This window comes from Streptomyces sp. Q6, assembly GCF_036967205.1.
GTDB classification, from domain to species: domain Bacteria; phylum Actinomycetota; class Actinomycetes; order Streptomycetales; family Streptomycetaceae; genus Streptomyces; species Streptomyces citrinus.
The window spans coordinates 5,533,645-5,559,252 of the sequence record NZ_CP146022.1 but is presented as its reverse complement, the minus strand read 5'-3'; the positions used below and the strand labels follow the sequence as shown (position 1 = coordinate 5,559,252).

General features: G+C 71.4%; 29 protein-coding genes. 13 read left to right on the top strand and 16 right to left on the bottom strand.

Annotation, left to right across the window (positions count from 1 at the left end; all coding sequences use genetic code 11):
• Positions 1-25: 25 nt before the first annotated feature.
• Positions 26-895 carry an alpha/beta hydrolase gene (locus V2W30_RS25985; RefSeq protein ID WP_338700213.1) on the top strand — a complete coding sequence of 290 codons (870 nt, stop codon included), beginning with the start codon at positions 26-28 and terminating at the stop codon, positions 893-895.
• A gap of 36 nt (positions 896-931) precedes the next feature.
• Here V2W30_RS25985 and V2W30_RS25980 read toward each other — a convergent pair whose 3' ends face one another.
• Entirely contained in the window at positions 932-1,834 is a 903-nt protein-coding gene (locus V2W30_RS25980; RefSeq protein ID WP_338700212.1) for an NYN domain-containing protein, read from the bottom strand.
• A gap of 263 nt (positions 1,835-2,097) precedes the next feature.
• Here V2W30_RS25980 and V2W30_RS25975 point away from each other — a divergent pair, with 263 nt between their 5' ends.
• Positions 2,098-2,250, top strand: a complete 153-nt coding sequence (locus V2W30_RS25975; protein WP_338700211.1) for a hypothetical protein — start codon at positions 2,098-2,100, stop codon at positions 2,248-2,250.
• A 92-nt stretch (positions 2,251-2,342) separates the two neighbouring features.
• Here V2W30_RS25975 and V2W30_RS25970 read toward each other — a convergent pair whose 3' ends face one another.
• From V2W30_RS25970 to V2W30_RS25960, 3 genes are all read right to left on the bottom strand, one after another.
• Positions 2,343-2,948, bottom strand: coding sequence for a MarC family protein (locus tag V2W30_RS25970; protein WP_338700210.1), 606 nt, complete (start codon positions 2,946-2,948; stop codon positions 2,343-2,345).
• 66 nt (positions 2,949-3,014) lie between these two features.
• Complete coding sequence (locus tag V2W30_RS25965; protein ID WP_338700209.1) at positions 3,015-3,878, bottom strand: PHP domain-containing protein; 864 nt, start codon at positions 3,876-3,878, stop codon at positions 3,015-3,017.
• Between the two features lie 254 nt (positions 3,879-4,132).
• Positions 4,133-4,771 carry a DUF6758 family protein gene (locus V2W30_RS25960; RefSeq protein WP_338700208.1) on the bottom strand — a complete coding sequence of 213 codons (639 nt, stop codon included), beginning with the start codon at positions 4,769-4,771 and terminating at the stop codon, positions 4,133-4,135.
• A 170-nt stretch (positions 4,772-4,941) separates the two neighbouring features.
• Between V2W30_RS25960 and V2W30_RS25955 the strand changes: the two genes are divergently transcribed.
• On the top strand, positions 4,942-6,198 hold the full coding sequence (locus V2W30_RS25955) for an MFS transporter (RefSeq protein WP_338700207.1): 1,257 nt from the start codon (positions 4,942-4,944) through the stop codon (positions 6,196-6,198).
• Positions 6,199-6,261: 63 nt separating this feature from the next.
• On the opposite strand, the gene V2W30_RS25950 is transcribed toward V2W30_RS25955, so the two are convergent.
• On the bottom strand, positions 6,262-6,846 hold the full coding sequence (locus V2W30_RS25950) for a suppressor of fused domain protein (protein WP_338700206.1): 585 nt from the start codon (positions 6,844-6,846) through the stop codon (positions 6,262-6,264).
• A gap of 475 nt (positions 6,847-7,321) precedes the next feature.
• Between V2W30_RS25950 and V2W30_RS25945 the strand changes: the two genes are divergently transcribed.
• Positions 7,322-8,452, top strand: coding sequence for a magnesium and cobalt transport protein CorA (locus tag V2W30_RS25945; RefSeq protein ID WP_338700205.1), 1,131 nt, complete (start codon positions 7,322-7,324; stop codon positions 8,450-8,452).
• Between the two features lie 22 nt (positions 8,453-8,474).
• Complete coding sequence (locus tag V2W30_RS25940) at positions 8,475-9,002, top strand: hypothetical protein (protein ID WP_338700204.1); 528 nt, start codon at positions 8,475-8,477, stop codon at positions 9,000-9,002.
• 11 nt (positions 9,003-9,013) lie between these two features.
• On the opposite strand, the gene V2W30_RS25935 is transcribed toward V2W30_RS25940, so the two are convergent.
• Positions 9,014-9,712, bottom strand: coding sequence for a hypothetical protein (locus V2W30_RS25935; protein ID WP_338703762.1), 699 nt, complete (start codon positions 9,710-9,712; stop codon positions 9,014-9,016).
• Between the two features lie 294 nt (positions 9,713-10,006).
• Between V2W30_RS25935 and V2W30_RS25930 the strand changes: the two genes are divergently transcribed.
• From V2W30_RS25930 to V2W30_RS25920, 3 genes are read left to right on the top strand one after another with little or no spacing between them, the layout of a single operon-like run.
• Positions 10,007-11,284 (top strand): magnesium transporter MgtE N-terminal domain-containing protein, encoded by a 1,278-nt coding sequence (locus V2W30_RS25930; protein WP_338700203.1) that lies wholly within the window; start codon positions 10,007-10,009, stop codon positions 11,282-11,284.
• The gene (locus V2W30_RS25925; RefSeq protein ID WP_338700202.1) at positions 11,274-11,852 is read left to right on the top strand and encodes a DUF1003 domain-containing protein; all 579 of its coding nucleotides are present in this window, start codon (positions 11,274-11,276) and stop codon (positions 11,850-11,852) included. The genes V2W30_RS25930 and V2W30_RS25925 overlap by 11 nt, the downstream gene beginning before the upstream one ends.
• A 44-nt stretch (positions 11,853-11,896) precedes the next feature.
• Complete coding sequence (locus tag V2W30_RS25920) at positions 11,897-13,030, top strand: Mrp/NBP35 family ATP-binding protein (protein WP_338700201.1); 1,134 nt, start codon at positions 11,897-11,899, stop codon at positions 13,028-13,030.
• Positions 13,031-13,102: 72 nt separating this feature from the next.
• On the opposite strand, the gene V2W30_RS25915 is transcribed toward V2W30_RS25920, so the two are convergent.
• The 3 genes from V2W30_RS25915 to V2W30_RS25905 form a co-directional block, all read right to left on the bottom strand.
• The gene (locus tag V2W30_RS25915; protein ID WP_338700200.1) at positions 13,103-13,759 is read right to left on the bottom strand and encodes a hypothetical protein; all 657 of its coding nucleotides are present in this window, start codon (positions 13,757-13,759) and stop codon (positions 13,103-13,105) included.
• Between the two features lie 133 nt (positions 13,760-13,892).
• A complete protein-coding gene (locus V2W30_RS25910; protein WP_338700199.1) occupies positions 13,893-14,363 on the bottom strand; it encodes a sec-independent translocase in 471 nt (156 codons plus the stop codon).
• A 141-nt stretch (positions 14,364-14,504) separates the two neighbouring features.
• Positions 14,505-15,827, bottom strand: coding sequence for a S1C family serine protease (locus V2W30_RS25905; protein ID WP_338700198.1), 1,323 nt, complete (start codon positions 15,825-15,827; stop codon positions 14,505-14,507).
• Here V2W30_RS25905 and V2W30_RS25900 point away from each other — a divergent pair.
• Positions 15,826-15,984 (top strand): hypothetical protein, encoded by a 159-nt coding sequence (locus tag V2W30_RS25900; RefSeq protein WP_338700197.1) that lies wholly within the window; start codon positions 15,826-15,828, stop codon positions 15,982-15,984. The genes V2W30_RS25905 and V2W30_RS25900 overlap by 2 nt on opposite strands.
• 626 nt (positions 15,985-16,610) lie before the next feature.
• Here the strand turns inward: V2W30_RS25900 and V2W30_RS25895 are convergent.
• Positions 16,611-17,567, bottom strand: coding sequence for an anti-sigma factor family protein (locus V2W30_RS25895; RefSeq protein ID WP_338700195.1), 957 nt, complete (start codon positions 17,565-17,567; stop codon positions 16,611-16,613).
• Positions 17,564-18,340 (bottom strand): RNA polymerase sigma factor SigE, encoded by a 777-nt coding sequence (gene sigE / locus V2W30_RS25890; protein ID WP_338700194.1) that lies wholly within the window; start codon positions 18,338-18,340, stop codon positions 17,564-17,566. The genes V2W30_RS25895 and sigE overlap by 4 nt, the downstream gene beginning before the upstream one ends.
• Before the next feature lie 93 nt (positions 18,341-18,433).
• Here sigE and V2W30_RS25885 point away from each other — a divergent pair, with 93 nt between their 5' ends.
• Entirely contained in the window at positions 18,434-19,132 is a 699-nt protein-coding gene (locus V2W30_RS25885; protein ID WP_338703760.1) for an O-methyltransferase, read from the top strand.
• A 95-nt stretch (positions 19,133-19,227) separates the two neighbouring features.
• On the opposite strand, the gene V2W30_RS25880 is transcribed toward V2W30_RS25885, so the two are convergent.
• Positions 19,228-19,395, bottom strand: a complete 168-nt coding sequence (locus V2W30_RS25880) for a DUF3117 domain-containing protein (protein ID WP_003966491.1) — start codon at positions 19,393-19,395, stop codon at positions 19,228-19,230.
• Between the two features lie 319 nt (positions 19,396-19,714).
• Here V2W30_RS25880 and V2W30_RS25875 point away from each other — a divergent pair, with 319 nt between their 5' ends.
• Positions 19,715-20,518 carry an enoyl-CoA hydratase/isomerase family protein gene (locus V2W30_RS25875; protein ID WP_338700192.1) on the top strand — a complete coding sequence of 268 codons (804 nt, stop codon included), beginning with the start codon at positions 19,715-19,717 and terminating at the stop codon, positions 20,516-20,518.
• On the opposite strand, the gene V2W30_RS25870 is transcribed toward V2W30_RS25875, so the two are convergent.
• Both V2W30_RS25870 and V2W30_RS25865 read right to left on the bottom strand, forming a co-directional pair.
• A complete protein-coding gene (locus V2W30_RS25870; RefSeq protein ID WP_338700190.1) occupies positions 20,515-21,132 on the bottom strand; it encodes a DNA-3-methyladenine glycosylase I in 618 nt (205 codons plus the stop codon). The genes V2W30_RS25875 and V2W30_RS25870 overlap by 4 nt on opposite strands.
• Positions 21,129-21,527: a DivIVA domain-containing protein gene (locus V2W30_RS25865; RefSeq protein ID WP_338700188.1), complete on the bottom strand. Its 399-nt coding sequence runs from the start codon at positions 21,525-21,527 to the stop codon at positions 21,129-21,131. The genes V2W30_RS25870 and V2W30_RS25865 overlap by 4 nt, the downstream gene beginning before the upstream one ends.
• Positions 21,528-21,655: 128 nt before the next feature.
• Between V2W30_RS25865 and folP the strand changes: the two genes are divergently transcribed.
• Entirely contained in the window at positions 21,656-22,516 is an 861-nt protein-coding gene (gene folP / locus V2W30_RS25860; RefSeq protein ID WP_338700186.1) for a dihydropteroate synthase, read from the top strand.
• 15 nt (positions 22,517-22,531) lie between these two features.
• Here folP and V2W30_RS25855 read toward each other — a convergent pair whose 3' ends face one another.
• Together V2W30_RS25855 and dapE are read right to left on the bottom strand one after the other, a co-directional pair.
• Entirely contained in the window at positions 22,532-23,281 is a 750-nt protein-coding gene (locus tag V2W30_RS25855; protein ID WP_338700184.1) for a TIGR00730 family Rossman fold protein, read from the bottom strand.
• Between the two features lie 102 nt (positions 23,282-23,383).
• On the bottom strand, positions 23,384-24,466 hold the full coding sequence (gene dapE / locus V2W30_RS25850) for a succinyl-diaminopimelate desuccinylase (RefSeq protein WP_338700183.1): 1,083 nt from the start codon (positions 24,464-24,466) through the stop codon (positions 23,384-23,386).
• Between the two features lie 71 nt (positions 24,467-24,537).
• On the opposite strand from dapE, the gene V2W30_RS25845 reads away from it, so the two are divergent.
• Positions 24,538-25,488 (top strand): heavy metal transporter, encoded by a 951-nt coding sequence (locus V2W30_RS25845; RefSeq protein ID WP_338700182.1) that lies wholly within the window; start codon positions 24,538-24,540, stop codon positions 25,486-25,488.
• The last annotated feature ends 120 nt before the right edge of the window (positions 25,489-25,608 follow it).

The following is a 25,608-nucleotide window of genomic DNA, read 5'->3' as shown; positions in this document are numbered from 1 at the left end:
CCGGCGCGCCACGTAATCTCGCGGCATGAGCAGGCCGCCCACCTTCACTCCGCCGCCCGGTACCCGTGCCCAGCGTCTGGTCACCGCGAGAGGCGAGTTCGCCGCCCTCGTCGGTGAGCCGGAGCCCGGGTCGGGGCCCGTGCGCGGCACCGCGCTGCTGCTGCCCGGGTTCACCGGCAGCAAGGAGGACTTCATCGCGCTGCACGCCCCGCTCGGCGCCGCCGGATACCGGACGGTCGCCGTGGACGGGCGCGGGCAGTACCAGAGCGCGGGCCCCGAGGACGACGAATCCCCTTACGCCCAGGGCGAGTTGGCGCGGGACGTGCTGGCGCAGGCCGCCGCGCTCGACGCGGGCCCGGTGCATCTGCTCGGCCACTCGCTGGGCGGGCTGATCGCGCGGGCGGCGGTGCTCATCGACCCGGCGCCGTTCGCGACACTGACCCTGATGGCGTCGGGCCCCGGGCCGGTCACCGAGCCGCAGCAGCAGCGGGTCAAGCTGCTCCAGGACGCGCTGACCGCGCTGGACATGGCGCAGGTCTGGGAGGCGATCCAGGCCCTGGAGACCCCGGAGGACGTCGTCGACGTACGCGGTGACGAGGAGGATCTGCGGCGCCGCTGGATGGCGCACAGTCCGGCCCAACTCATCGCCACCGGGCGGCAGTTGTGCACCGAGCCGGACCGGGTGGCGGAGCTGGCCGCGGTCGCGCCCCCGGTGCATGTCGTGTCGGGCGAGCGGGACGACGCGTGGCCGGTGCCGCAGCTCGACGCGATGGCGGCGCGGCTGGACGCGGCGCGGTCGCTGATCGCGGGGGCCGAGCACTCCCCCAACACCGACCGCCCGCTGGAGACCGCCGCCGCACTCGCCGCCTTCTGGGACCGCCACCCGGCGTCGTAAGGGATACCGCGCCGGAACAGGAAGCGGGGGCGGACGTCAGTACTGCGTCTGGAGATGGCTCCAGAACCCGTCCCGCAGCGAGCGCCGCAGGTCGGAGTGGCCGCGCAGCGAGTACTGGAGCAGCGCTTCCGCCTCGACGAGGAGTTCCTGGTCGACGGATCCCGGCAGGTAGGGGTGGCCGGGGAGCAGGTCGGCCAGTGCTTCGCGCCCGCGCGCGGCCAGCCACTGCGCCGCGATCTGCGCTCCGACGAACCGCACCTGGTCGCGGCCGGGCCGCGGCGCGTCCGGGTACTCGTACGAGAGCGTGGTGCGGCGGGTGACGAACGGCTTCACGAAGTCGAGGTCGAGGGTGCGCTGGCTGTCGACCTCCCAGAGCAGCGGATCGGCCTGGTTGCGGCCGTCGGGCGCCTCGATGCCCCAGAGGTGGACGCGGGCGCCGTACCCCTGGGCCGCCTCGACGGCGGAGACCAGGTCCTCGTCGCCGCCGAGCAGGGCCGCGTCGCTGATGGCGCGGTGCCGGGCGAGCGATTCGAGGTCGCTGCGGATGAGGGAGTCGACGCCCTTCTGCTGGTTGTTCGCGTTCAGGTTGCCGAGGCGCACCTTCACGTCGGGCAGCTCGGCGATCGACTGCTGCTCGGTGGTGTGGATGCGGCGGCGGGCGCCGTCGTACCAGTAGACGCGCAGCAGTCGGCTGTCCGCGAAGATCGTGCGGGCCTTGTCGATCAGGGCCTCGATGACCCCTTCGGCGTCGAGGTCGAAGGAGCGGCGGTCCTCGGTGCCGGCGACGAGCCGGCCCGCGGCCGCGTAGAGGTAGCCCGCGTCCACGAAGATCGCGTGCGTCGACGGCGTCTTCGCCACTTCGGCGAGCATCCGTCTGAGCAGGTCGTTCGTGGTGTCGAGGCGGGTGCTCACGGCGTCCGTGGGGGTGTCGTCGTTCATCGCCGCCCATTGTCCTGGGCGTCACGCCCCGTGTACAACCGCTCCCGCTACCCGCCGGTAATTAGTTACCCGAAAAATTTCCTTAGCGTAGGGAATGTTTGCTGGGGGCAACTCGTTGAACCCCATAGAGCACGCGGGGCACTGGAGCCACGCAATCCACTCTTAACGGTCAGGCAACCGCCTGGCCGTACAGCTGGACCAGACTCGTGGTCAGCACCAGTAGTTCTCCTTCAGGAGGATCACCAGACGAAGGGAGAAGCCACATGCGCTTCGAAATCATGCGACTCGACGACGTCGACGGCACCGCCGTGGACAGCACCGTCGTGGACGCCGCCTCCGTCAACCGGATCGTTCAGCAGGCCGCCGCCATCGGGCAGCGCCTCTACATCCGCCCGGCCGAGTCGGCCGCCTCGTAACGGGGTAGCGACTCACACATCTTCGAAGCCCCCGTACGCACGACGCGTACGGGGGCTTCGCATGTCCGGAGCCTGCTCACGGCAGCCGGGGGTCAGGCGCCCTGGATCACCTGGGTCACCCCGTTGATGATCTGCTGCACGGCGATCGCCGAGAGCATCATGCCCGCGAGCCGGGTCACGAGGACCACGCCGCCGTCCTTGATGACGCGGATGATCACCAGCGAGTAGCGCATCACGATCCACAGGACGACGTGGATCGCCACGATCGCCGTCCAGACCGAGACCTGGGTCGCGAACGAGTCCGCCTTCTGGACGGCCAGGATGACCGAGACGATCGCGCCGGGCCCCGCGAGCAGCGGCATGCCGAGCGGGACGAGGGCGACGTTCACGTCCTTCGTCTGCTTCGGCTCGTCCGTCTTGCCGGTCAGCAGGTCGAGCGCGATGAGCAGGAGCAGCAGCCCGCCCGCGATCATCAGGGCCGGCACGGAGACGTGCAGGTAGTCGAGGATCTGGTGGCCCAGGAGACCGAAGACGGCGATGACGCCGAAGGCGACGCAGACGGCCTGGAAGGCCATCCGCTTCTGGACCTTGGCGGGGCGGCCGGCGGTGAGGGCGAGGAAGATCGGAGTGATTCCAGGGGGATCCATAATCACAAAAAGCGTGAGAAAAAGGGATCCGAAAACAGCGACATCGAACACAGTGGGGGCTTGCCTTGCGGGAGAGTCGAGCGGAGGGGGGCGTACGAGGGGGACGCGCGGGGAGCGTCAGGCGCGGCGTCCGCCGGCGCCCGGCACCGGGAAGGCGCCCGTGGCGCGCCGCGTGATCTCGCCGTAGATCTCGGGGTCGGTCGTGTACTCGCCGAGCACGCAGGTCTTGCGGCTGCCGTGGTAGTCCGAGGAGCCGGTGGTCAGCAGGCCGACGTCGGCGGCGAGGCCGCGCAGGCGCTCGCGGGTGGCCGGGTCGTGGTCCATGTGGTCGACCTCGATGCCGTCGAGACCGGCCTCGGCCAGCTTCGCGATCGACGCGTCGGGGACCGTCCGGCCTCGCTTGGCAGCACCCGGGTGCGCGAAGACGGTGACGCCGCCCGCGGCCTTGACCAGGCGGATCGCCTCGAAGGGGTCCGTCTCGTGCTTGTCGACGTACGCGCGCCCGTCGTTGGCCAGCCACTCCTCGGTGAACGCGTCGGAGACCGTCGGTACGACACCGAGCTCGACCAGCGCCGTGGCGATGTGCGGGCGGCCGACCGAGCCGTCACCGGCGATACGGGCGACCTGCTCCCAGGTGACGGGGACGCCCAGCTCGTTCAGCTTGGCGATCATGCCCTGGGCGCGCGGCACCCGGTCGTCACGGACCAGCTCGCGCTCGGCGAGCAGCCCCGCTTCCTCGGGGTCGAAGAGATACGCCAGCATGTGCATGCTCACGCCGTCGAGGCGGCAGGAGAGTTCGGCGCCGGTGACGAGGGTGAGGCCCTCGGGGAGCGCGGCGATCGCCTCGGCGTGGCCGCGCGTGGTGTCGTGGTCGGTGAGCGCCACGACGTCCAGACCCTGAGCCGCCGCGTTCCGCACCAGCTCGGCCGGGCTGTCCGTCCCGTCGGAAGCGGTGGAGTGGGTGTGCAGATCGATGCGCACGGCTGCGTACTCCAGGCTCGGACGGGCTGCTGCCGGAGGGCAGCGGGGGACGCTCAAGGATAACGGGGAATTTCCCCGCTCCCGTCACCACCGAACCGGGCCGCCACCCCTTACGCGGACGTCCCACCGATTACGCGGACGCCCCACCGAAGGCCCTCGGGCGCACCGCCCCGTACGCCTGCGGGCAGGCCCGTACACCACGCGGGCACGTACACCACGCGGGCACGTACCCCCGGCGCACGGTCCCGTACGCCCTACTGAAGGATGCGCGGTGACAGCGCCCCGCACGGCAGCAGGTCCACCTCGGCGCCCGCGTCCCGCAGGTCGGTGAGCACCAGCTCGTCGTACATGAGCAGACCCGACTGCTCCGGCCACACGATCGCCCACAGCCACAGGCCGCGCGCCTCGCCGGCGAAGACGGCACGGTCGTCCGGTGTGCCCGTGACGTGCCAGAGCGGAGTGGGCCGACCGGCAGCGAGCAGCTTGGCCTGCGGCGGCTTCTCGACGTTCATCCGCGGTCCCGGGTCGGGCCCCTCGATGCCCGCGTAGCGCGCGCCGAGTCCGACGCCCAGCTCCTCGGCGACGAGCACCAGCTCGCCGATGCCGCCGAGCGGTCCCGGCCCCGAGCAGGCGACGGCGGTGGCGCGGCCGCCGTGCCGGTCGTCGCCCGCGTTGGCCACGCCCGTGAACAGCCAGCCGACCGGCAGCGGCCACGGCATCCACACCGGTACCCGCGCGCGATGCACCACGACACCGAGGGCCTCGACGCTGGGCGGGATCACAGGCTGCAACGGATGCACGGTCCCGTGCACATCGCACTGCCAGGAGTCGGCAAAGAGTCCGGGAGCCCTGACCCGGCCACCACACTTCGGGCAACTGGGTTCGCCCCTCATAAAGTCCCACGGTCCTCCCCGTGCCGCGCCGCGTCAAGGACGATCACCCGTCCGGAGTGTGCCGGTCTGCCCCACAGATTTACGTGTAGCTTGCATTAATTAGCTGGTCTAACTTATTATGTGCATACGCCAACGATCTCGCTCGGCCCAGGAGCAAAGGAGCATCAGGCATGAGCCACAGCAGCACAGGAGGTCCCGCCGAAGGGGACCCCTTCGACGCGGGTGCGGGCAGCATCCTGCGTCAACCGAAGGCGGTCTGGGCGACCGCCGGGGCATCCGTCGTCGCCTTCATGGGCATCGGACTCGTCGACCCGATCCTGCCGTCGATCGCCAAGGGCCTGGAGGCGACCCCGAGTCAGGTCTCCCTCCTCTTCACCTCGTACTTCCTGATCACCGCGATCGCGATGCTGGTCACCGGCTTCGTCTCCAGCCGCATCGGCGGCAAGAAGACCCTGCTCGTCGGCCTCGCGCTCGTCGTCGTCTTCGCCGCGCTCGCGGGCACGTCCGGATCGGTCGGCGAACTGGTCGGCTTCCGGGCCGGCTGGGGCCTCGGCAACGCGCTGTTCGTGTCGACCGCGCTCGCCGTCATCGTCGGCGCCGCGGCCGGCGGCAGCGCCGCCGCGATCCTGCTGTACGAGTCCGCGCTCGGCCTCGGCATGGCGTGCGGACCGCTGGTCGGCGCCCTGCTCGGCAACGCCAGCTGGCGCTACCCGTTCTTCGGCACCGCGGCGCTCATGGCCGTCGGGTTCCTGTGCATCACGGTGTTCCTGAAGGAGCAGCCGAAGCCCGCACGGAAGACCTCGATCCTCGACCCGATCAAGGCGCTGGGCCACGGCGGCCTCGCGTCCGCCGCCGTCTCCGCCTTCTTCTACAACTACACGTTCTTCACGGTGCTGGCCTTCACACCGTTCGTGCTGAACATGACCCCGTACAAGTCCGGCGGTGTCTTCTTCGCCTGGGGCGTGCTGCTCGCGCTGTTCTCGGTGATCGTGGCGCCGCGCATGCAGGCGCGGTTCGGCTCGCTGAAGGTGCTCGGCGGTTCGCTGGTCCTGCTCGCCGCCGACGTGCTCGTCCTCGGCTACGGCAGCCACACCGCGGCCATCGTCTGCACGATCCTGTCCGGCGCCTTCATCGGCGTGAACAACACCGTCTACACCGAGCTCGCGCTGGGCGTCTCGGACGCGCCGCGGCCCGTGGCGTCCGCCGGGTACAACTTCGTCCGGTGGTTCGCCGCCGCGGCCGCCCCGTACTTCGCGCCGAAGATCGAGGAGTGGAGCGACATCCACATCCCGTTCGTGGTCGCCGCCGTCACGGCGCTGCTCGGCGCGGTCGTGGTGTGGGTGCGCAGGAACGCCCTCACCCACGACGCCGAGGAACTGGAGCCCCGGCACGCGAGCGAGGACAGCGTCTCCGTCTTCGCCGGCTAGAACCTGACCGGCGGACCCTGCCGCGGACGCGGCCCTGGACGCCGGCGACCGGACGGCACCACGTCAGTCGAGCGGCACGGACCTGCGCAGCGGATCGCGCAGGTCCGTGCCGCTGCTCAGCCACTTCTCCTGGAGCGCGGCCGCGCCGTGCACGCGCTTCCACGCCGCCTCGTTCTGCGTCATCGGCAGCAGCGGCAGGAACCGTACGGGGTCGAGCGGCTCGTCCAGTTCCAGGTCCTCGACCAGGCCGCCCGACTCCGCCACGAGGACCGAGGTGAACGGGGCGCCCGGCCACAGCGGCTCCCCCACGTCCAGCGAGGCGCCCGGCGCGACGACGACGCCCTCGACCTGCGGGGACGCGGCGAGCACGGCCAGCGGGCGCAGCGCCTTGTCGGTGTCGGCGAGGCCGGCCCTGACCGTCAGGACCAGCTCCGCGCGCGGGCCCTTCACCGGATCGGCGAGCACCGCCGTCGGGTCGGACATCGGGGATGTGGACATGCCGAGCGTCGCGTACCGGACGACGTCGCCGTCGCTGAAGCGCAGCACCTCGATCCGGTCGGTGCCGAGGAACGTGACCGCCGCGCGCGCGTCCGGCTCGCCCAGGGCCGTGGTCAGCCGGGCTTCCACCAACGCAAGAACTTCTGCCATCCCGCGAGCATAGAACTCGCATGCAACGGGTAAAGAAGGGGCTTGCTTCTTCAGTCGGCTGATAGTCTTGGCCGCTGGTCGGGATGGTACGCACCGCGTACCCGCCGAGAGCCCCTCAGAGAGCACTCGAAGAACCGACCCACCAGACGTCCCCCACGGGGGACCGACCGGAGGAGGTGGGGCTGTCATGGATCGAAGTCGACCGTGCAGTACCACCCGTTCTTCCGGCCGCTAGGCCCGCACTTCACTCCGCAGTCGCTGTCCTTCAGGGCTGCCCGCGCGTGCCGGAAGAGCGCTTCGTTTCCGCCTGATCTTTCTGATCTTCCTGATCTGAATCAGTAAGCGAAGCCGCCCCAGTGCCGGTGCGGTGCTCCCCGCTTTGTGGACGTGCAGCATGTCCGGTTGGCCAGGACGTCCTCATTCCGGGTAGTTCCACCCGTCCCTGCGCGGCTCCCGCCCGCGAAGGAGCCTGCCCATGTCGATGATTCGCGACCTGCGTGCCGCCGTCCGCCCCTCGCTGCGCAAGAGCGTGGCCCCGTACGAGAACGAGTCGCGTTCCTCGTACGACAGCACGCGTGACCCGTCCGCGGTCTCGGCGGTCGTGGACTGTGCCGTGTACCGCGACGGAGCCCGCGTCGAGTCCGGCGAGTGCCTGACGCCGCGAGAGGCCCGCTACCAGGTGCGCCGTGACGGCGGCTTCGCCTGGATCGGCCTGCACGAGCCGACCGAGGCCGAATTCTCCGGTATCGCCGCCGAGTTCGGGCTGCACCCGCTCGCCGTGGAGGACGCGGTGCACGCGCACCAGCGACCCAAGCTGGAGCGGTACGACGACACCCTCTTCGCCGTCTTCAAGACCATCCACTACGTCGAGCACGCCGAGCTCACCGCGACCAGCGAGGTCGTGGAGACCGGCGAGGTCATGTGCTTCACCGGGCGGGACTTCTTCATCACCGTGCGGCACGGCGGGCAGGGCTCGCTGCGCGCGCTGCGCCACCGGCTCCAGGACGACCCCGAGCTGCTCGCCAAGGGCCCGAGCGCCGTCCTGCACGCCATCGCCGACCACGTCGTCGACGGATACCTGGCCGTGGCCGACGCCATGCAGGACGACATCGACGAGGTCGAGACCGAGGTCTTCTCGCAGACCGGCAAAGGCGCGCCGCGCGGTTCCGACGCGGGCCGGATCTACCAACTCAAGCGCGAGGTACTGGAGTTCAAGCGTGCCGTGGCCCCGCTGCGCCGCCCTCTGGCGCTGCTGAGCGAGCGGCCGATGCGGCTGATCGACCCGGACATCCAGAAGTACTTCCGGGACGTCGCCGACCACCTGGAGCGGGTCCAGGAGCAGGTCGTCGGCTTCGACGAACTGCTCAACTCGATCCTCCAGGCCAACCTCGCGCAGGCCTCCGTCGCCCAGAACGAGGACATGCGCAAGATCACCTCGTGGGCCGCCATCATCGCCGTACCGACCATGGTGTGCGGCGTCTACGGCATGAACTTCACGTACATGCCCGAACTGCACTGGCGGTTCGGCTACCCGATGGTGCTCGCCGTCATCGGCGCGGTCTGCTTCGGGATCCACCGGACCCTGAAGCGGAACGGATGGCTGTGAACAGCGCGGCTACGCTTGCCGCATGACGACTCCTGAACTGCTCGACGCCGCCCTCGTCGAGGAGGCCACGAAGAAGTCCGGGCTCATCTGGGTCCGCGGCGGCTCGGACCCGTCGGGGCCCGAGCGCGCCCTGTGGCACGTGTGGCACGAGGGCGCCGCGCACGTGGTCGGCGACGGGCCCGGCGAGCAGCCGCTCCCCGACCTCGTGGACGGCGGCTCGGCCACCGTCACCGTACGCAGCAAGGACAAGGGCGGGCGGCTCGTCGGGTGGCGGGCGAAGGTCGTGGAGCTCGCGTCCGGCACGCAGGCGTGGGAGGCGGCGGTCGGCGACCTCAAGGGGAAGCGGCTGAACGCTCCGGACTCCGAGGCCATGCCGGAGCGGTGGGGGCGGGAGTGCCGGGTGCTCCGCCTCGAGCCGGACCTCGGTGCGGGCGTGGTGCCCGGCTCGGACGGGGCGCTGGCCGCGCCGCCGCTGCCGTCGCCCGCGGTGACGCGTAACGCGGTGCCCGCGGGGTTGCCCCGGCTTCTCGCCCGGCGGAAGAAGGGCTGAGGCCACGCGGCTCAGGACGACGGAAGCGCCTGACCGTAGTCCACCGTGTCGCCGTCCTCCGGCTCCGCGAGATCGAAGTCCTGGCCCCAGTCGGTCAGTTGGAGGGTGCCCGCGCCGCCCGCCCGCTCCAGCCGCATGGGGAACGCGCGGCCTTCCAGAGAGACGTCGAGGGTGCCGCCCGCGCCCTTGTCGCCGGTGAGCTCGATCGTGCGGACGCCGCCGGAGGAGCCGCGGTCGCCCTTCGCCAGGTCGCCGTGGAGCGTGAGCAGGCCGTCGAGCAGGACGTCCTTGTCGGTGAAGGTGCTGAGCCGCTGGTACGCGGGATCGCCCTTCGGGACCTTCACGTACTTGCCGTCGAGCTTCTCCGCGGCCGCGCCGTCGCCGTGCCCGCTCTTCGCGTCGTCCGAGTGCGTCCAGAAGTCGGCGTCCGCCTTGAGGAACAGGTGGTCGCCGACGCGCAGCAGCCGGAACGTGCTGCCGTTCGCCGTCACCGATCCCGTGCCGCCGTCGTCCTTCAGCCGCATGTCAAGCCGGTAGGACTTGCCGCTGCTGACCACGGTCCCGGAGAGGTGCACGGCGTCCGCGCCCTGCGCCGCCTTGACCGTACGGCTCTGGATCGTGGCCGGTTCCAGTTTGCCGACGCCGTTCGTACCGGCGTCCGGATCCTCGCCGCCGCAGGCCGCGAGTCCGACCGCGAGCCCCGAGCACATCACGCCGACCAGGACGGTCCTGCGGGTACGAGGGGCCAGGAAAGCTGCGGTCACGGGTGGGACACCTCTCGTACGCATCGAGCCGGGAAGGCAGGGCGGCGCGCAGCGCCCCTGTGGGGGGGGGCGGTGGCGGCAGACGGGCGAGCAGACGGCAGCGTACCCCTGCCATCTGCGGATACTCGCCCGGGTCCGGGTGGCCGCAGCGCAAAGGCGTGTTCTACGGGTACCGGCTAGCCTGAACCACGGATTGCTCGTATTTACGCACCGATACGGCCGAAAGGGAGGTGGGGAGCGATGGCGGGAGGCGTACCCAGGATCTTCGTCTCGCACCTCGCCGGCATCGCCGTCTTCGACCCGAACGGCGACCAGGTGGGCCGGGTGCGCGACCTCGTGGCCATGCTGCGGGTGAGCAAGCGGCCGCCCCGGCTGCTCGGGCTCGTCGTCGAACTGTCGACGCGGCGGCGCATCTTCCTGCCCATGACCCGCGTGACCGGCATCGAGTCGGGCCAGGTCATCACCACCGGCGTGCTCAACGTCCGGCGCTTCGAGCAGCGGCCCACCGAGCGCCTGGTGATCGGCGAGATGCTCGACCGGCGGGTCCGGCTCGTGGAGAGCGGCGAGGAGGTCACCGTCCTCGACGTCGCGATCCAGCAACTGCCCGCACGCCGCGACTGGGAGATCGACCGGGTCTTCGTGCGCAAGGGGCGCAGCAGCGCCTTCCGGCGCAACAAGGGAGAGACGCTGACCGTCGACTGGTCGGCCGTCGACGGGTTCTCGCTGGAGGAGCACGGGCAGGGCGCCGAGAACCTGCTCGCCACCTTCGAGCAGCTGCGCCCCGCCGACCTCGCGAACGTGCTGCACCACCTCTCCCCCAAGCGGCGGGCGGAGGTCGCCGCCGCCCTCACCAACGAACGTCTCGCCGACGTCCTCGAGGAGCTCCCCGAGGACGACCAGATCGAGATCCTCGGCAAGCTGAAGGAGGAGCGCGCCGCCGACGTCCTGGAGGAGATGGACCCGGACGACGCGGCCGACCTGCTGAGTGAACTGCCCGAGGAGGACAAGGAGCGCCTGCTCGCGCTGATGCAGCCCAGCGACGCGGCCGACGTGCGGCGCCTGATGGCGTACGAGGACCGGACCGCGGGCGGTCTGATGACGACCGAGCCGATCGTGCTGCGCCCGGACGCGACCGTCGCCGACGCCCTGGCCCGCGTGCGCAACCCCGATCTCTCCCCGGCGCTCGCCGCCCAGGTGTACGTGTGCCGGCCGCCGGACGAGACGCCGACCGGCAAGTACCTGGGCACCATCCACTTCCAGCGACTGCTGCGCGACCCACCGTTCACGCTGGTCAGCGCCGTGCTCGACGAGGACCTCCAGGCGCTGTCGCCGGACGCCCAACTCCCGGAGATCGCCGGGTTCTTCGCGACGTACGACATGGTGGCCGCGCCCGTCGTCGACGAGAGCGGCTCGCTGCTCGGCGCCGTGACCGTCGACGACGTACTGGACCACATGCTGCCCGACGACTGGCGCGAGCAGGAATTCCACCTGTCCGGGGATGTGAACCATGCCGACTGAGGAGACCCAGACCCGCACCGGGGAGGCCCCGCGGCGGCCGCGGATCCGGCTCGACCAGCCGCTGACGCCCCGCCGCAAGCTCATCCCGGACTACGACCCCGAGGCCTTCGGGCGGATGTCGGAGCGGATCGCCCGGTTCCTGGGGACGGGCCGGTTCATCGTCTGGATGACGGTGATCATCATCGCGTGGGTGGCCTGGAACGTGGCGGCGCCGGACGCCCTGCGCTTCGACACCTACCCGTTCATCTTCCTGACCCTCATGCTGTCGCTCCAGGCGTCGTACGCCGCTCCGCTGATCCTGCTCGCCCAGAACCGGCAGGACGACCGCGACCGGGTCAACCTCGAACAGGACCGGAAGCAGAACGAGCGGTCGATCGCCGACACCGAGTATCTGAGCCGCGAGGTGGCGGCCCTGCGGATCGGGCTCGGCGAGGTGGCCACCCGCGACTGGATCCGCTCCGAGCTGCAGGACCTCCTCAAGGAGCTGGAGGAACAGCAGCGCTCCGTCGCCAAGGGCGAGGTGTTCCCGGGGGACGGCGATCGCGGACGTGACGTAGACGACCGCTGACGGGGCTTTCCGTGCCCCGGTTACCGCGCCGTACTATCGGTTGTATGGCTACGGAAGACGCGGTGCGCGAGGCGCTCGCGACAGTGAACGACCCCGAGATCCAGCGACCCATCACCGAGTTGGGGATGGTCAAATCGGTGGACATCGGTGCGGACGGAGTCGTCGCGGTCACCGTGTATCTGACCGTCTCCGGCTGCCCGATGCGCTCGACGATCGAGAACAACGTGCGGGACGCCGTGCTGCGCGTCGACGGCGTGACCGAGGTGCAGGTCACCCTCGACGTCATGGGCGACGAACAGCGCAAGGAGCTGGCGGCCGCGCTGCGCGGCGGGACCGCCGAGCGCGAGGTCCCGTTCGCCAAGCCCGGCTCGCTGACCCGGGTGTACGCGGTGGCCTCCGGCAAGGGCGGCGTCGGCAAGTCGTCCGTGACCGTGAACCTGGCGGCCGCGCTCGCCGCCGACGGACTGAAGGTCGGCGTCGTCGACGCGGACATCTACGGGCACAGCATCCCGCGCATGCTGGGTGCCGACGGCAAGCCCACCCAGGTCGAGAACATGATCATGCCGCCGATGGCGAACGGCGTGAAGGTCATCTCGATCGGCATGTTCACGCCGGGCAACGCGCCGGTGGTGTGGCGCGGCCCGATGCTGCACCGCGCGCTCCAGCAGTTCCTCGCGGACGTCTTCTGGGGCGACCTGGACGTGCTCCTGCTCGACCTGCCGCCGGGCACCGGTGACATCGCCATCTCGGTCGCCCAGCTGGTGCCGAACGCCGAGATCCTCGTCGTGACCACGCCGCAGCAGGCCGCGGCCGAGGTCGCCGAGCGGGCCGGTTCGATCGCCGTGCAGACCCACCAGAAGATCGTCGGCGTCGTCGAGAACATGTCCGGGCTGCCGTGCCCGCACTGCGACGAGATGGTCGACGTGTTCGGTACGGGCGGCGGCCAGGCGGTCGCCGAGGGCCTGACGAAGACGACCGGAACGAACGTGCCGGTGCTCGGCTCCATCCCGATCGACGTCCGCCTGCGCGAGGGCGGCGACGAGGGCAAGCCGGTCGTCCTGACCGACCCGGACTCCCCCGCGGGTTCGGCGCTGCGCGCCATCGCCGAGAAGCTGAGCGGCCGCCAGCGCGGCCTGTCCGGCATGTCGCTGGGGCTCACCCCGCGCAACAAGTTCTGAGCGCGAGGCGTTCTCGCGTACGAAAGCGGGCCGCGTCCGGAGTCGTTCCGGACGCGGCCCGCTCTCGTACGCCTACGCGAGTTCCGCGACGTCCTTGACCACGGAGAACCCGAGCCCGTACGCGCTCATGCCGCGCCCGTACGCTCCCAGGTGCACCCCGGCCTGCGTGGACCCGGCGAGGACCCAGCCGTACTCGGACTCCCGGTAGTGGAACGGCGTCGGCACCCCGTCGACCGGCAGCGACAGCGTCGCCCAGTCCGAGGACCCGAGGTCGTCCGCGAGCACCCAGGCCGTCTCGGTCTGCTGGTCCAGCCAGTCGTCGCGCAGGGTGTGGTCCATCTGCCCCGGCCACGTGTACGAGAGCAGACCGACTCCGGCCAGCCAGGCCGCCGAGGAGACGGACGTCGCCTCCAGGACACCCGTGCCGTCGGAGCTGCGCCGCACCGGATTCGCGGCGACGGTCACCACGACCGCGAACCGCTCGGTGTCTTCCGTGCCTTCGCTGCGTACGGAGGGCTCGTCACCGTGCCCGATCGAACCGTGCTCGACGGACCCGTCCGCCGTGGTGCCGACCTGCATCAGCCAACGCGGTCCCGTGAAGGCCTCGTCGAGGCCGTACCACGGGAAGGGCGCCAGCAGGTAGCCGTCGACCGTGCGCCGGGCCGTGGGAACCTGACCGGCCCCCTCGGTGGCCGGCGCCTGCGCGCCTACCCGACTCGTCGTCTCCATGTACCCGGCCGCCTCCTCGCTCTCGTACGGACCGGAGCGGCCCGCCCCCCTCGGGCGTTCTCACGTCCGGTCCGCGCAACAACAAGGCAGGATGCCACACCGGGTCCAGGAGGCCCGGTTCCACACGGGTGGTTCAGGTCGCGTCGGTGTCGAAGGGCGGCGGCTCGACGGCGGGCGGCTGGTCCGACTTCTGCATGTCGACCTTCGCGGGCTGCTCGGTGCGCTTCTGCATGTCGACGCTGCCGGCGGTGGCGCCCGCCGCACCCAGTTCCTCCAGGTCACCCACGGTGTGCACCGCGTCGGAGACCTCGGCCATCTCCTTCTTCAGGTCGAAGCCGTTGCGGATCTCCTTGAGCCCCAGCTCGTCACTGTCCAGCTGCTTGCGGATGAACGTCTTGGGGTTCAGGTCCTCGAACTCGAAGTCCTTGAACTCGGGGCCCAGTTCGTTGCGGATGTCCTGCTTGGCACTGTCGGAGAACTCGCGGATCTTGCGGATGGTGCGCGAGACGTCCTGAATGACCTGCGGCAGCTTGTCGGGGCCGAACACGAGCACGGCCAGCACGACCAGCGCTATGACCTCCGGTAGGCCAATGTCGTTGAACACCTTGCACTCCTAGCGTGTCCTCGGCCCGCGGCGGTCTTCAGTAGCAGGTCTTCGGCAGGGTCCGGCATCGGACCGGGTCCACGGTACCCGGCGATCCTGTCCATTTGGTAGCCACTGGGATACGTCCGGGATCAGGTCGGGTCAGTTGCCGTCGGCCGAGCCGAGCACGAGGTTCACTTTCCGTTCCTTTCCGCCCCGTTCGAGCGTGAGGTCCAGTTTGTCGCCGGGGCGGTGGGCGCGGATCTTGACGATCAGTTCCTCGCCGGAGTGGACGCGCGTACCGTCCACCTCGGTGATCACGTCGCGGGGTTCGATTCCGGCCTTGTCGCCGGGCCCGCCCGGACTGACGGCCGAGCCACCGCTGTTGCCCTTCGTGCCGACACGGGCGCCGTCGCCGCTGTAGTCCATGTCGAGCGTGACACCGATCACCGGATGGGTGGCCTTGCCGGTGTTGATGAGCTCCTCGGCGACGCGCTTGGCCTGGTTGATCGGGATCGCGAACCCGAGGCCGATCGAACCGGACTGGCCGCCGTCCAGCTCGGAGCCGCTGTCCGCGGAGCGGATCGCGCTGTTGATACCGATGACGCGGGCCTGCGTGTCGACGAGCGGGCCGCCGGAGTTGCCCGGGTTGATGGGGGCGTCGGTCTGGAGCGCGTCGACGTAGCTGACATCGCTGCCGTCGCCCTTCTCGCCGCCCGCCGTGATGGGCCGCTCCTTGGCGCTGATGATGCCGGAGGTGACCGTGTTGGCCAGGTCGAAGGGGGCGCCGATGGCCACGACCGGGTCACCGACCTGCACGTTCTCGGAGTTGCCGAGGCGCAGGGGCTTCAGTCCGCGCACGCCCTCGACCTTGATGACGGCGAGGTCGTAGCCGCTGTCGTGCCCGACCACCTCGGCGTCGGCGCTCTGGCCTCCGGCGAACGTGACCGATATCTCACCGCCGCTGCCCGCGGGTTCCACGACGTGGTTGTTCGTGAGGATGTGGCCGCGGCCGTCGAGCACGAAGCCGGTGCCGGTGCCCTGCTCCGAGGAGCCCTTGGTGTGGATGGTGACGACGCCGGGCAGGGCGGTGGCGGCGATGCCCGCGACGCTGCCGGGCGCGCGGTGCGTGGACTCGGCGCCGGCCTGCGGGAGTTGGACCTCGGTGCCGCCGTTGCGCTCCAGGTAGGAGCCGATCGCGCCGCCGACACCGCCGGACACGACGGCGATCAGTACGGCGGCGAGCACCGCGCCGCGCCGCCGCCGCGCGGGCTTCCCGCCGACGGGCCCGCCGCTCTGCGACAGGGAGACGGGCCCGGCCCAGGGGTCGTACTGCTGCCAGGCCCCGGCCGGGGGCTGCGGTGCGGGCGTGGCTCCGCCTGCCGGGTGCGGGCCGGTCGGCGACGCGGGCGCCGGGGCACCGGCGAACGGCGGCGGGGCGTTGAGCGCGTGACCGGCCGGCGCGGCAGCGGGGTGCGGGTCCATGGGAGCGGGAGCGGGCGCAGGCGCGGGGGCCGGAACCGGAGCGGTGCGGTACGGCGGCTGCGCCGTCGACGTGCCGTGGGCCGGGGTGGTCGCCGGGTGCTGGACGGGCGGCGCGAGCGCCCACGGCCCCGGCTCGCCGTACGGCGGGGTGCTGTAGGGGTCGGGGTCGTGCAGGGGCGCGGGGCTTGGCCGTCGGCCCCGGAGGAGGCCGCGGCGGGGGCCGGAGCGGGATCGGGGGTGATGCCGCTGCCGAGGCCGGCACTGGTGGTGCTGGGGCTGGTACCGGCGCCGAGGCTGGTGCTGGGGCTGGTACCGAGGTCCGCGCCTGCGTCGCCCATGCCGCTGCCGGTGCTGTCAGCGATGTCAGCGGTGTCGCTGTCGGCCGGGGCGGCAAGCGTCGGGTTCGGTGAACCCCCGTCCACCCCCTCACCCGTGCTCCCGGCGCTCGGCACGGCGCTCGTCACGGCACTCGCCGCACCCGCACCCTCACCGCTCTCCGCGATCCCGCCGGAGTCAGGCGCGGACGCCGGTGCGGGTGCTGCTGCCGGTGCCGGGGCGGGTGCCGCTGTCGGCGCTGATGCTGGTGCCGGCGCCTGGAGGTGCCAGTCGCCGTCGTCCCCCACGGAGTGCCCCGTGTCCGGTCGGGGGCGGCTCCACCACTTGGCCTTTGTGGGCTTGCCCTCGTCCATGTCCCGCCGCTCTCCCCGCCACCTGGCCCGCGGCACCACGCCACGGGCTCCCACGCGCGATTCAACCAGGTTCAGCGGCTCGGGTGCAGGTGCGTCAGCGGAGCGAGGACGGGCGGGACGACGCGGTCGGCGAGGAGACGGGCGCCGCGACGAACCCCGGTGTCATCTCCTCGAAGGCGGTCGCCTCGGCCGGCGCGTACGTGTCCTGAGCCGGGCGTATCAGGGGCGACATGCGGGCCGCGCCGGACAGCAGCGGGCTCGGGAACGGGTACGTGGCGCTCTCGGCGTGGCCGCCGCCGGGCAGCAGCGGCGCACCCGCCTCCGTCGGCGACACCGGTGCGGAGAGCGCGCCACCGCCCTGGCCGAGCAGCGGGGACAGGGCCCGACGACGCGGGGACTCCGGACTCGACGTGGTGCCCGAGGCCTGGCTGCGCAGCGGTGTGACATTGCTGCCGCCGCCACCGCGCGCGTCCGACGCGTCGACCGGGGCACCGGCCGAGACTCCGCCGAGCGCGATCGCGGCCAGCGACACCGCGCCCGCCGCGGCGAACGCGAAGCGGCGCGAGCGCGAGGCCCGGTCGCCGTCGTGCCGGTCGGGGCGGCTCACCTCGTGGATGCGGAAGCCCCGCTGCGCGCTGGGAAGCACGGCGGCGTGCGCCCCGGCCGGGGCGTAGCCGAACGGTTCGGGGTCTACGTCGAAGACTCCTTGCCCGAAGCCCCGGACGCTGCCGAAGGCGCGGCCGGTACCGAAGCCGCCTCCCGCGAACGGTGGTGTGCCCGCGTCGCCGTCACCTCCCGCGGGAAGCCCCTGGAGGCGGGCGAGGAAGCTCTCGGAGGGCGGCGGTGGGGCCGCCTCCGCGAAGACGCTCTTGAGGCGGCGCTGGGCGTCGGCCTCGGCCTTGCATTTCGAACAGGTCGCCAGGTGCGCGAGCACGCGCTCGCGGGCGTCGTGGTCCAACTCGCCGTCGACCAGAGCGGCCAGCCTGTCCCCCAGGTGCTGATCGGCCGCGGTCTGTTGGCGCTCGGCAGGATTGAGACGTGATCCACTCACGCGGGCGCGCCCCCTCCTCCAAGGACGGGGATCCCCGTGGTCGCGAGCGTGCGGCGCTCGGCGCGGGCCTCGGGCGAACGGTGCTGCAACGCCTTGCGCAGCTGCGAGCGGCCGCGGTGGATACGGCTGCGCACCGTGCCCAGCTTCACGCCCAGGGTCGCCGCGATCTCCTCGTACGAGAGTCCTTCGATGTCGCACAGCACGACGGCGGCGCGGAACTCGGGCGCGAGGGTGTCGAGGGCCTGCTGGACGTCGGCGTCGAAGTGCGCGTCGTTGAAGACCTGCTGCGGCGACGGGTCGCGGCTGGGCAGGCGCTCGGCCGCGTCGTCCCCGAGGGAGTCGAAGCGGATGCGCTGCTTGCGGCGGACCATGTCCAGGAACAGGTTCGTGGTGATGCGGTGCAGCCAGCCCTCGAACGTGCCGGGCGTGTACGTCGACAGGGAGCGGAAGACGCGGACGAAGACCTCCTGCGTGAGGTCCTCGGCGTCGTGCTGGTTTCCGGTCAGTCGGTAGGCCAGCCGGTACACCCGGCCGCTGTGCGTGCTGACGATCTCCTCCCAGGTGGGCGGAGTCCACGCCTGCGATTCCGCATCAGCGGCAAAGGTCGCGGTCTGCTGCGCGGAGTCAGTGGTGCGGATTCGGTCAGCGGTGTCGGTCACAGATTTCGGCTCACCCGCCGACCTGAGAAAGCGCCGCAGCACTCCTCCCCGATCCACAGGCGCAGCCGCACCTCCCCTGTCGGCTCTGGTGGTGTCCAGTGGAGCCCCTACCATAGCCACCTCGCCCGTTAGCTCCGGATAAGCGTTTTTACTCAGATTTGCCGGTCGGCTCCCCGCCGTCCGCCTGCCTCTTAAACGCCCGGTCCCATCTGCGAGTTCCCGCCACCAACGGATAAAGTCACGCGCAGGCAACCACGGGGACAGGAGAGGGCCATTACCGGCAACCGGCAGACGAGCTGGGCGTTCGCCGACGCCTTTGTCGCCGAGGACGACGCGGTGCGCTGGGCCCGGGACCGGGCCCGCGAGGCCGGGCTGCGCTCGGTGTCCCCCGGCGCGGGCGCCGCGCTGCGGCTGCTCGCTGCCACGGTGGGGGCGAAGTCCGTCGCCGAGATCGGTACGGGCACGGGCGTGTCCGGAATCCATCTTCTGCACGGAATGCGGCCCGACGGCGTCCTGACGACGGTCGATCCCGAGCCCGAGCGGCAGCAGTTCGCCCGGCAGGCGTTCCGCGCGGCCGGCTTCGCCAGCAACCGGGCCAGGTTCATCCCCGGCCGGGCGCTCGACGTCCTCCCGCGGCTCGCGGACAGCGGCTACGACCTGGTCTTCTGCGACGGCGACCGGATGGAGAGCCTGGACTACCTCGCTGAATCGTTGCGCCTGCTGCGCCCCGGCGGCCTGGTGTGCTTCGAGGGTGTCTTCGCCGACGGCCGGACCGTCGACTCGGGTCCGCAGCCGGTGGAGGTGGTGCGCCTGCGCGAGCTGCTGCGCGCGGTGCGGGAGTCCCCCGAGCTGGTGCCCTCGCTGCTGCCCGTCGGCGACGGGCTGCTCTGCGCCGTGAAGCGCTGAAACACCGGCCTCCCCGGGGTCCGGACCCCGGACGCACGACTGCCCCGGCACCGAATGTGTGCCGGGGCAGTCGAAAAGGTATGGTCGCTTCCGCGTCAGCCGACGACCTTCTTCAGGGCGTCGCCGAGGGCATCGGCCTCGTCCGGCGTCAGCTCTACTACGAGCCGACCGCCGCCTTCGAGCGGAACGCGCATGACGATGCCCCGCCCCTCCTTTGTCACCTCGAGCGGGCCGTCACCCGTTCGCGGCTTCATGGCCGCCATGCTCGTTCCCCTTCCTGAAACCAGCTCATCGGTAGCCGACGGCCCTCTGGATGGGCACACGTCACCGGCATCGAACACATTGCTTCCAGGCCATTATCCCGCATCGGCGGACCCGATGACCAACATCAGTCGGCATCGCTTGCGCAACGCGCTTGAGCAAAACCACTCAATTCGGCGATGTGACTGCGATACTGCGCCTCCTTCATGCTCCCCCCGAAGCGGAATTGTTAGACGCAGGTCACATGCCGGGGGCGTTCCGCGGGCCGTGATCTCCGTCATGCTGAGCACGACGACTAAGCAACCGCATAGGAGGAGTCCCATGGCCGACACCGTGCTCTACGAGGTGAGTGACGGGCTCGCGACGATCACGCTGAACCGCCCCGAGGCGATGAACGCGATGAACAACGAGGCCAAGGTCGCCCTCCGCGACGCGGTGCAGGCCGCCGCCGCCGACGAGGCGGTGCGGGCGGTCCTGCTGACCGCCTCCGGCGAGCGGGCGTTCTGTGTGGGCCAGGACCTGAAGGAGCACGTCGGGTCGCTGATGGCCGACCGCGAGGACGGCAAGGGCCGCACCATGAACACGGTGCGCGAGCACTACAACCCGATCGTGCGGGCGCTGACCGGGATGCCGAAGCCGGTCGTGGCCGCGGTGAACGGCGTGGCGGCCGGCGCGGGCTTCGGGTTCGCGCTCTGCGCTGACTACCGGATCGTCGCCGACCACGCGTCGTTCAACACCTCGTTCGCGGGTGTCGCACTGACCGCCGACTCCGGCGTGTCCTGGACGCTGCCGCGCCTGATCGGGCCGGGCCGCGCCACCGATCTGCTGCTCTTCCCGCGCTCCCTCACGGCGCGGGAGGCGTACGAGCTCGGCATCGCGAACCGGATCGTGCCCGGCGCCGAGCTCGCCGACGAGGCGCGGAAGGTGGCCCGCACGCTCGCCGAGGGTCCGACCGTCGCCTACGCCGCGCTCAAGGAGGCCGTGGCGTTCTCCGCCGACCACTCCCTGGACGAGACCCTCGACAAGGAGGACGAACTGCAGGCGCGGGCCGGCGCGTCCGAGGACCACACCATCGCCGTCCAGGCCTTCCTCGCCAAGGAGAAGCCGAAGTACCTGGGGCGCTAGGACCTGCGTGACCGGGGCTTCTTCGTCGTGCGGGCCGTGCAGTCGGCCAGGTGGTCGTCGACCAGCCCGCACGCCTGCATGAGCGCGTACGCCGTGGTGGGGCCGACGAAGCGCAGGCCGCGCTTCTTCAGCTCCTTGGACAGGGCCTTGGACTCGTCGGTGATCGCGGCCACGTCGCCGAGCACCTTCGGGACCGGGCGGTCTGCGGCGCTCGGCGCGAACGACCAGATCAGCGCGTCGAGTTCGCCGGGCGACCACTGCGCGAGCACGCGGGCGTTGGCGAGGGTCGCGTCGACCTTGGCGCGGTTGCGGATGATGCCGGGGTCGGCGAGCAGGCGCTCGCGGTCGGTGTCCGTGAAGGCGGCCACGTCGGCGATCTTGAACCCGGAGAAGGCGGCGCGGAAGGTCTCGCGGCGGCGCAGGATCGTGATCCAGGACAGGCCCGACTGGAAGGCCTCCAGGGACAGCCGCTCGAAGAGCGCGTCGTCGCCGTGGACCGGGCGGCCCCACTCCTCGTCGTGGTACGCCAGGTAGTCCTCGGTCGACAGTCCCCAGGGACAGCGCAGCTTCCCGTCGGGTCCGGGGAGCGCGGCGCCCGGTACCGGCTCGCTCACCGGAAGTCCTCCCCCGGCTCGCCCTGGTACCCGCCGGGCGGCGCGAAGCCGTTCTGATCGGTCCGGGGGTCGACGGGCCGCCGGGCCGCCTGTGCGTGGGCCGCGGCGAGGGCCGCCTCCAGCTCCCCGATGCGTGCCTCGCGCTCGGCGAGCTCGGCGCCCAGGCGGTTCAGCGCGTCGTCCACCTCCGCCATGCGGTAGCCGCGCACGGCGGTGGGCAGGCGCAGCGCCTCCAGGTCGGCGGGGGCCAGGGGGCGATCCGGGGGCAGCGGGTCGGCGTAGAACTGGGACGGCTCGTCGCGCAGCGCGCCGCCGTCGCCGCCGCCGAGGACCGCGAGCGTCACCGCGGCGACCACCACGACCAGCGCGGCGACCAGAAACAAGAACATGACCATCTCTGCTGTCCCCTGGCTCGACTGGGCCGTGCGGCCCGAAACCGTCAGGCTCCGATCGTGCCATGCCGCACCGACGGTTAAGGTCGCAGGCGACCGTTCTAGAGGGATCCGAGGGAGAGTCACAGGGGATGCTCAGGCTGGGCCAGCACGAATTCGGCGCTCACGAGCCGGTGATCATGGCGATCGTGAACCGGACCCCCGACTCCTTCTACGACCAGGGCGCCACGTTCCAGGACGAGCCCGCGCTGGCCCGCGTCGAGCAGGCGGTGGCCGAGGGCGCCGCGATCGTCGACATCGGCGGCGTGAAGGCGGGTCCCGGCGAGGAGGTCGACGCGCGGGAGGAGGCGCGGCGGACCGTCGGTTTCGTCGCGGAGGTGCGGCGCCGCTTCCCCGACGTGATCATCAGCGTCGACACCTGGCGGCACGAGGTCGGCGAGGCCGTGTGCGAGGCCGGTGCGGATCTCCTGAACGACGCGTGGGGCGGCGTCGACCCGAAGCTCGCCGAGGTCGCGGCCCGCTACCAGGTCGGCCTCGTGTGCACGCACGCGGGCGGCGCCGAGCCTCGGACCCGGCCGCACCGGGTCACGTACGACGACGTGATGGCGGACATCCTGGACGTGACGGTCGGCTACGCCGAGCGGGCGGTCGCCCTGGGTGTGCCGCGCGAGTCCGTGCTGATCGATCCGGGGCACGACTTCGGGAAGAACACGCGCCACTCGCTGGAGGCGACGCGGCGGCTGCCGGAGATGGTGGAGACCGGGTGGCCGGTGCTCGTCTCGCTCTCCAACAAGGACTTCGTGGGCGAGACGCTCGACAAGCCCGTCAAGGAGCGGGTCATCGGAACGCTGGCGACGACCGCCGTGTCGGCGTGGCTGGGGGCGCAGGTCTACCGGGTGCACGAGGTCGCGGAGACCCGGCAGGTGCTCGACATGGTGGCGTCCATCGCGGGACACCGGCCCCCGGCGGTCGCCCGCCGGGGACTCGCGTAGCGGTCCGCCGCCGGACTACTTGCCGGTCTCCTTGGTGACCAGCGTGATCGCCTCTTCCACGTCGTCCGTGACGTGGAAGAGCAGGAGGTCCGCCTCGCTGGCCTTGCCCTGGGCGATCACCGTGTCCTTGAGCCAGTCGACCAGGCCGCTCCAGTACTGCGTACCGAAGAGGACGATCGGGAAGCGGGTCACCTTCGTGGTCTGTACGAGGGTGAGCGCTTCGAAGAGCTCGTCCAGGGTGCCGAGGCCGCCGGGCAGGACCACGAAGCCCTGCGCGTACTTGACGAACATCGTCTTGCGTACGAAGAAGTAGCGGAAGTTGAGGCCGAGGTCGACGTACTGGTTGAGGCCCTGCTCGAAGGGCAGCTCGATGCCGAGGCCGACCGAGATGCCCTTGGCCTCCACGGCGCCCTGGTTGGCGGCCTGCATGGCGCCCGGGCCGCCGCCCGTGATGACGGCGAAGCCGGCCTCCACCAGGGCCTTGCCGATGGCGACGCCCGCCGCGTACTCGGGTGAGTCCAGCGGGGTGCGCGCCGAGCCGAACACGCTGATCGCGGGCGGCAGTTCGGCGAGCGTGCCGAAGCCCTCGATGAACTCCGACTGAATGCGCAGGACCCGCCAGGGGTCGGTGTGGACCCACCCCGAGGGGCCCTCCGTGTCGAGCAGTCGCTGGTCACTCGTTCCCGGCTGGACCTGGTCGCGACGACGGATCACGGGCCCCGTCCGCTGTTCCTTCGGATGCCGCTTGCCCTCGGGGTTGCTCATCGTCTGCTCCCTCCATGCGCAGGAATCACGCGCTTACGTAGAGCAAGGGTAGGTCTACGCGGGTTACAAGCGCGGGACCCCGGCGTATCGGGAGTCGGAGGATCAGGAGGCCGTGAGCCAGGCGGCGAGGCGCTTCTCCGCCTCCAGGATGAGCGCGGTGTCGACGCGCTCGTCGATCTTGTGGGCGTAGATCGGGTTGCCGGGGCCGTAGTTCACCGCGGGGACGCCGAGCGCGCTGAAGCGGGAGACGTCCGTCCAGCCGAACTTGGGGCGGGCCTCGCCGCCGACGGCGGCCATGAAGGCGGCGGCGACGGGGTGCGTGAGGCCGGGGCGCGCGCCACCGGTGTGGTCGTCCACGATGAACTCGTCGATCGGGCAGTCGGCGAAGAAGTCACGGACGAACCGCTCGGCCTCCTCCATCGAACGGTCCGGCGCGTAGCGGAAGTTGACCGTCACCGCGCAGTCGTCGGGGATGACGTTCGTGGCGACGAAGCCCTCGACGCGCACGGCGTTCAGGCCCTCGTGGAACCGAAGCCCGTCGACGACCGGCTTGCGCGGCTCGTAGGCGGCGAGCTTCTCCAGGATGGGGGACGCCGCGTGGATGGCGTTCTTCCCCATCCACGCGCGCGCGGAGTGCGCCCGCTCGCCCTTCGTCCTCAGGATGACGCGCAGCGTGCCCTGGCAGCCGCCCTCGACCTCGCCCTCGGTGCCCTCCAGGAGGATGGCGAAGTCGCCCTCCAGCCAGTCGGGGTGGGCGTCGGCCACGTGGCCGAGTCCGTTCAGGTGCGCGGCGACCTCTTCGTTGTCGTAGAAGACGAACGTGAGGTCGCGGTTGGGCTCCGTGATCGTCTGGGCGATACGGAGCTGGACCGCGACGCCCGACTTCATGTCGCTCGTGCCGCAGCCCCACAGCACGCCGTTCTCGTCGAGGCGCGAGGGGACGTTGTCGGCGATCGGGACGGTGTCGATGTGGCCCGCGAGGATGACCCGCTCGGCACGGCCGAGGTGCGTGCGCGCCACCACGTTGTTGCCGTGGCGGTCGACCGTGAGGTGCGGCAGGGCGCGCAGTGCCGCCTCGACGGCGTCGGCGAGCTCTTTCTCGCTGCCGCTGGGCGAGGGGAAGTCGACCAGCTGGGCGGTGAGAAGGGCGGCGTCCTGGGTGAGGTCAAGAGGCGTGCGGTCCATGCCGTCGACCCTATCGCCCGTGCGACGACAGGCCTGTCCCCCTTCTCAGCGGCCTCCAGTACCTTGGACGCGTGCCTGAGCCCCCCACCCTCGTCCGGCGCGGCCGCCTCCTGCGCATCGGCGCGGCCGCGGTCGTGCTGCTCGCCGTGGCCACGTATGTGGCCGTCCAGTACGCCACCGGTGGCCGCGCCACGCCGAGATGCGTGGTCGTCTCCGCCAACGGGGACGGGGCGTCCTACGAGTTCACCTCCGAGCAGGCGGTGAACGCGGCGACGATCGCCGCCGTCGGCACCTCGCGCGGCATGCCCGAGCGGGCCGTCACGATCGCCCTCGCGACCGCGCTCCAGGAGTCCGGGCTGCGCAACATCCGCCATGGCGACCGGGATTCCCTCGGCCTGTTCCAGCAGCGGCCCTCGGAGGGCTGGGGCAGCGAGAAACAGATCATGGACCCGGTGTACGCGGCGGACCGGTTCTACGCGCACCTGGACAAGATCCCCGGCTACTCGCGGCTCCCGCTGACGGTGGCGGCGCAGCGCGTGCAGCGCAGCGGCTATCCGCAGGCGTACGCCAAGCACGAGCCGGACGCCACGCTGCTGTCCGCCTCGCTGACCGGGCGGGCCGCGGCGTCCCTGACCTGCGAGGGGCGGCCGAGCGGCGCGGAGGGCGCGCGGGCCGGCGATCCGGCGCAGGTGAAGGCCGCGCTCGTACGGGACTTCGGCAAGGGCGTGGCGCCGTCGGCGCACCGGGGCGGGCGTTCCGTCCGTGTCCCCGTGCCGTCGACCGTCGACTCCGCGGAGGGCGGGGAGCGGCAGCGCGGCTGGGAGCTGGCGCAGTGGGCCGTGGCCAACTCGTCCGCGTTGCGCATCGAACGCGTCTCCTACGCGGGTCACGAGTGGAGCGCGGGCGGTTCGGGGAAGGAAGGCAGCAGCGAGTGGCGCGAGGCGTCCGCGGCGGCCGGCACGGGATCCGGTCCCGCGGCCTCGACGTCGGTCGCCGAGGTCCGAATCGTCACTGGGCAGTAGTGCGGGCCCTCACTCGATCGGGGCACGTGGATCATGCGCGGGTGACCCCGCGGGCGACTTTTCGCGCCCGCCGCGGCGCGCTCCGCGAATCCCTTGGCGGCAAAGGGCTGTAGGGGATTC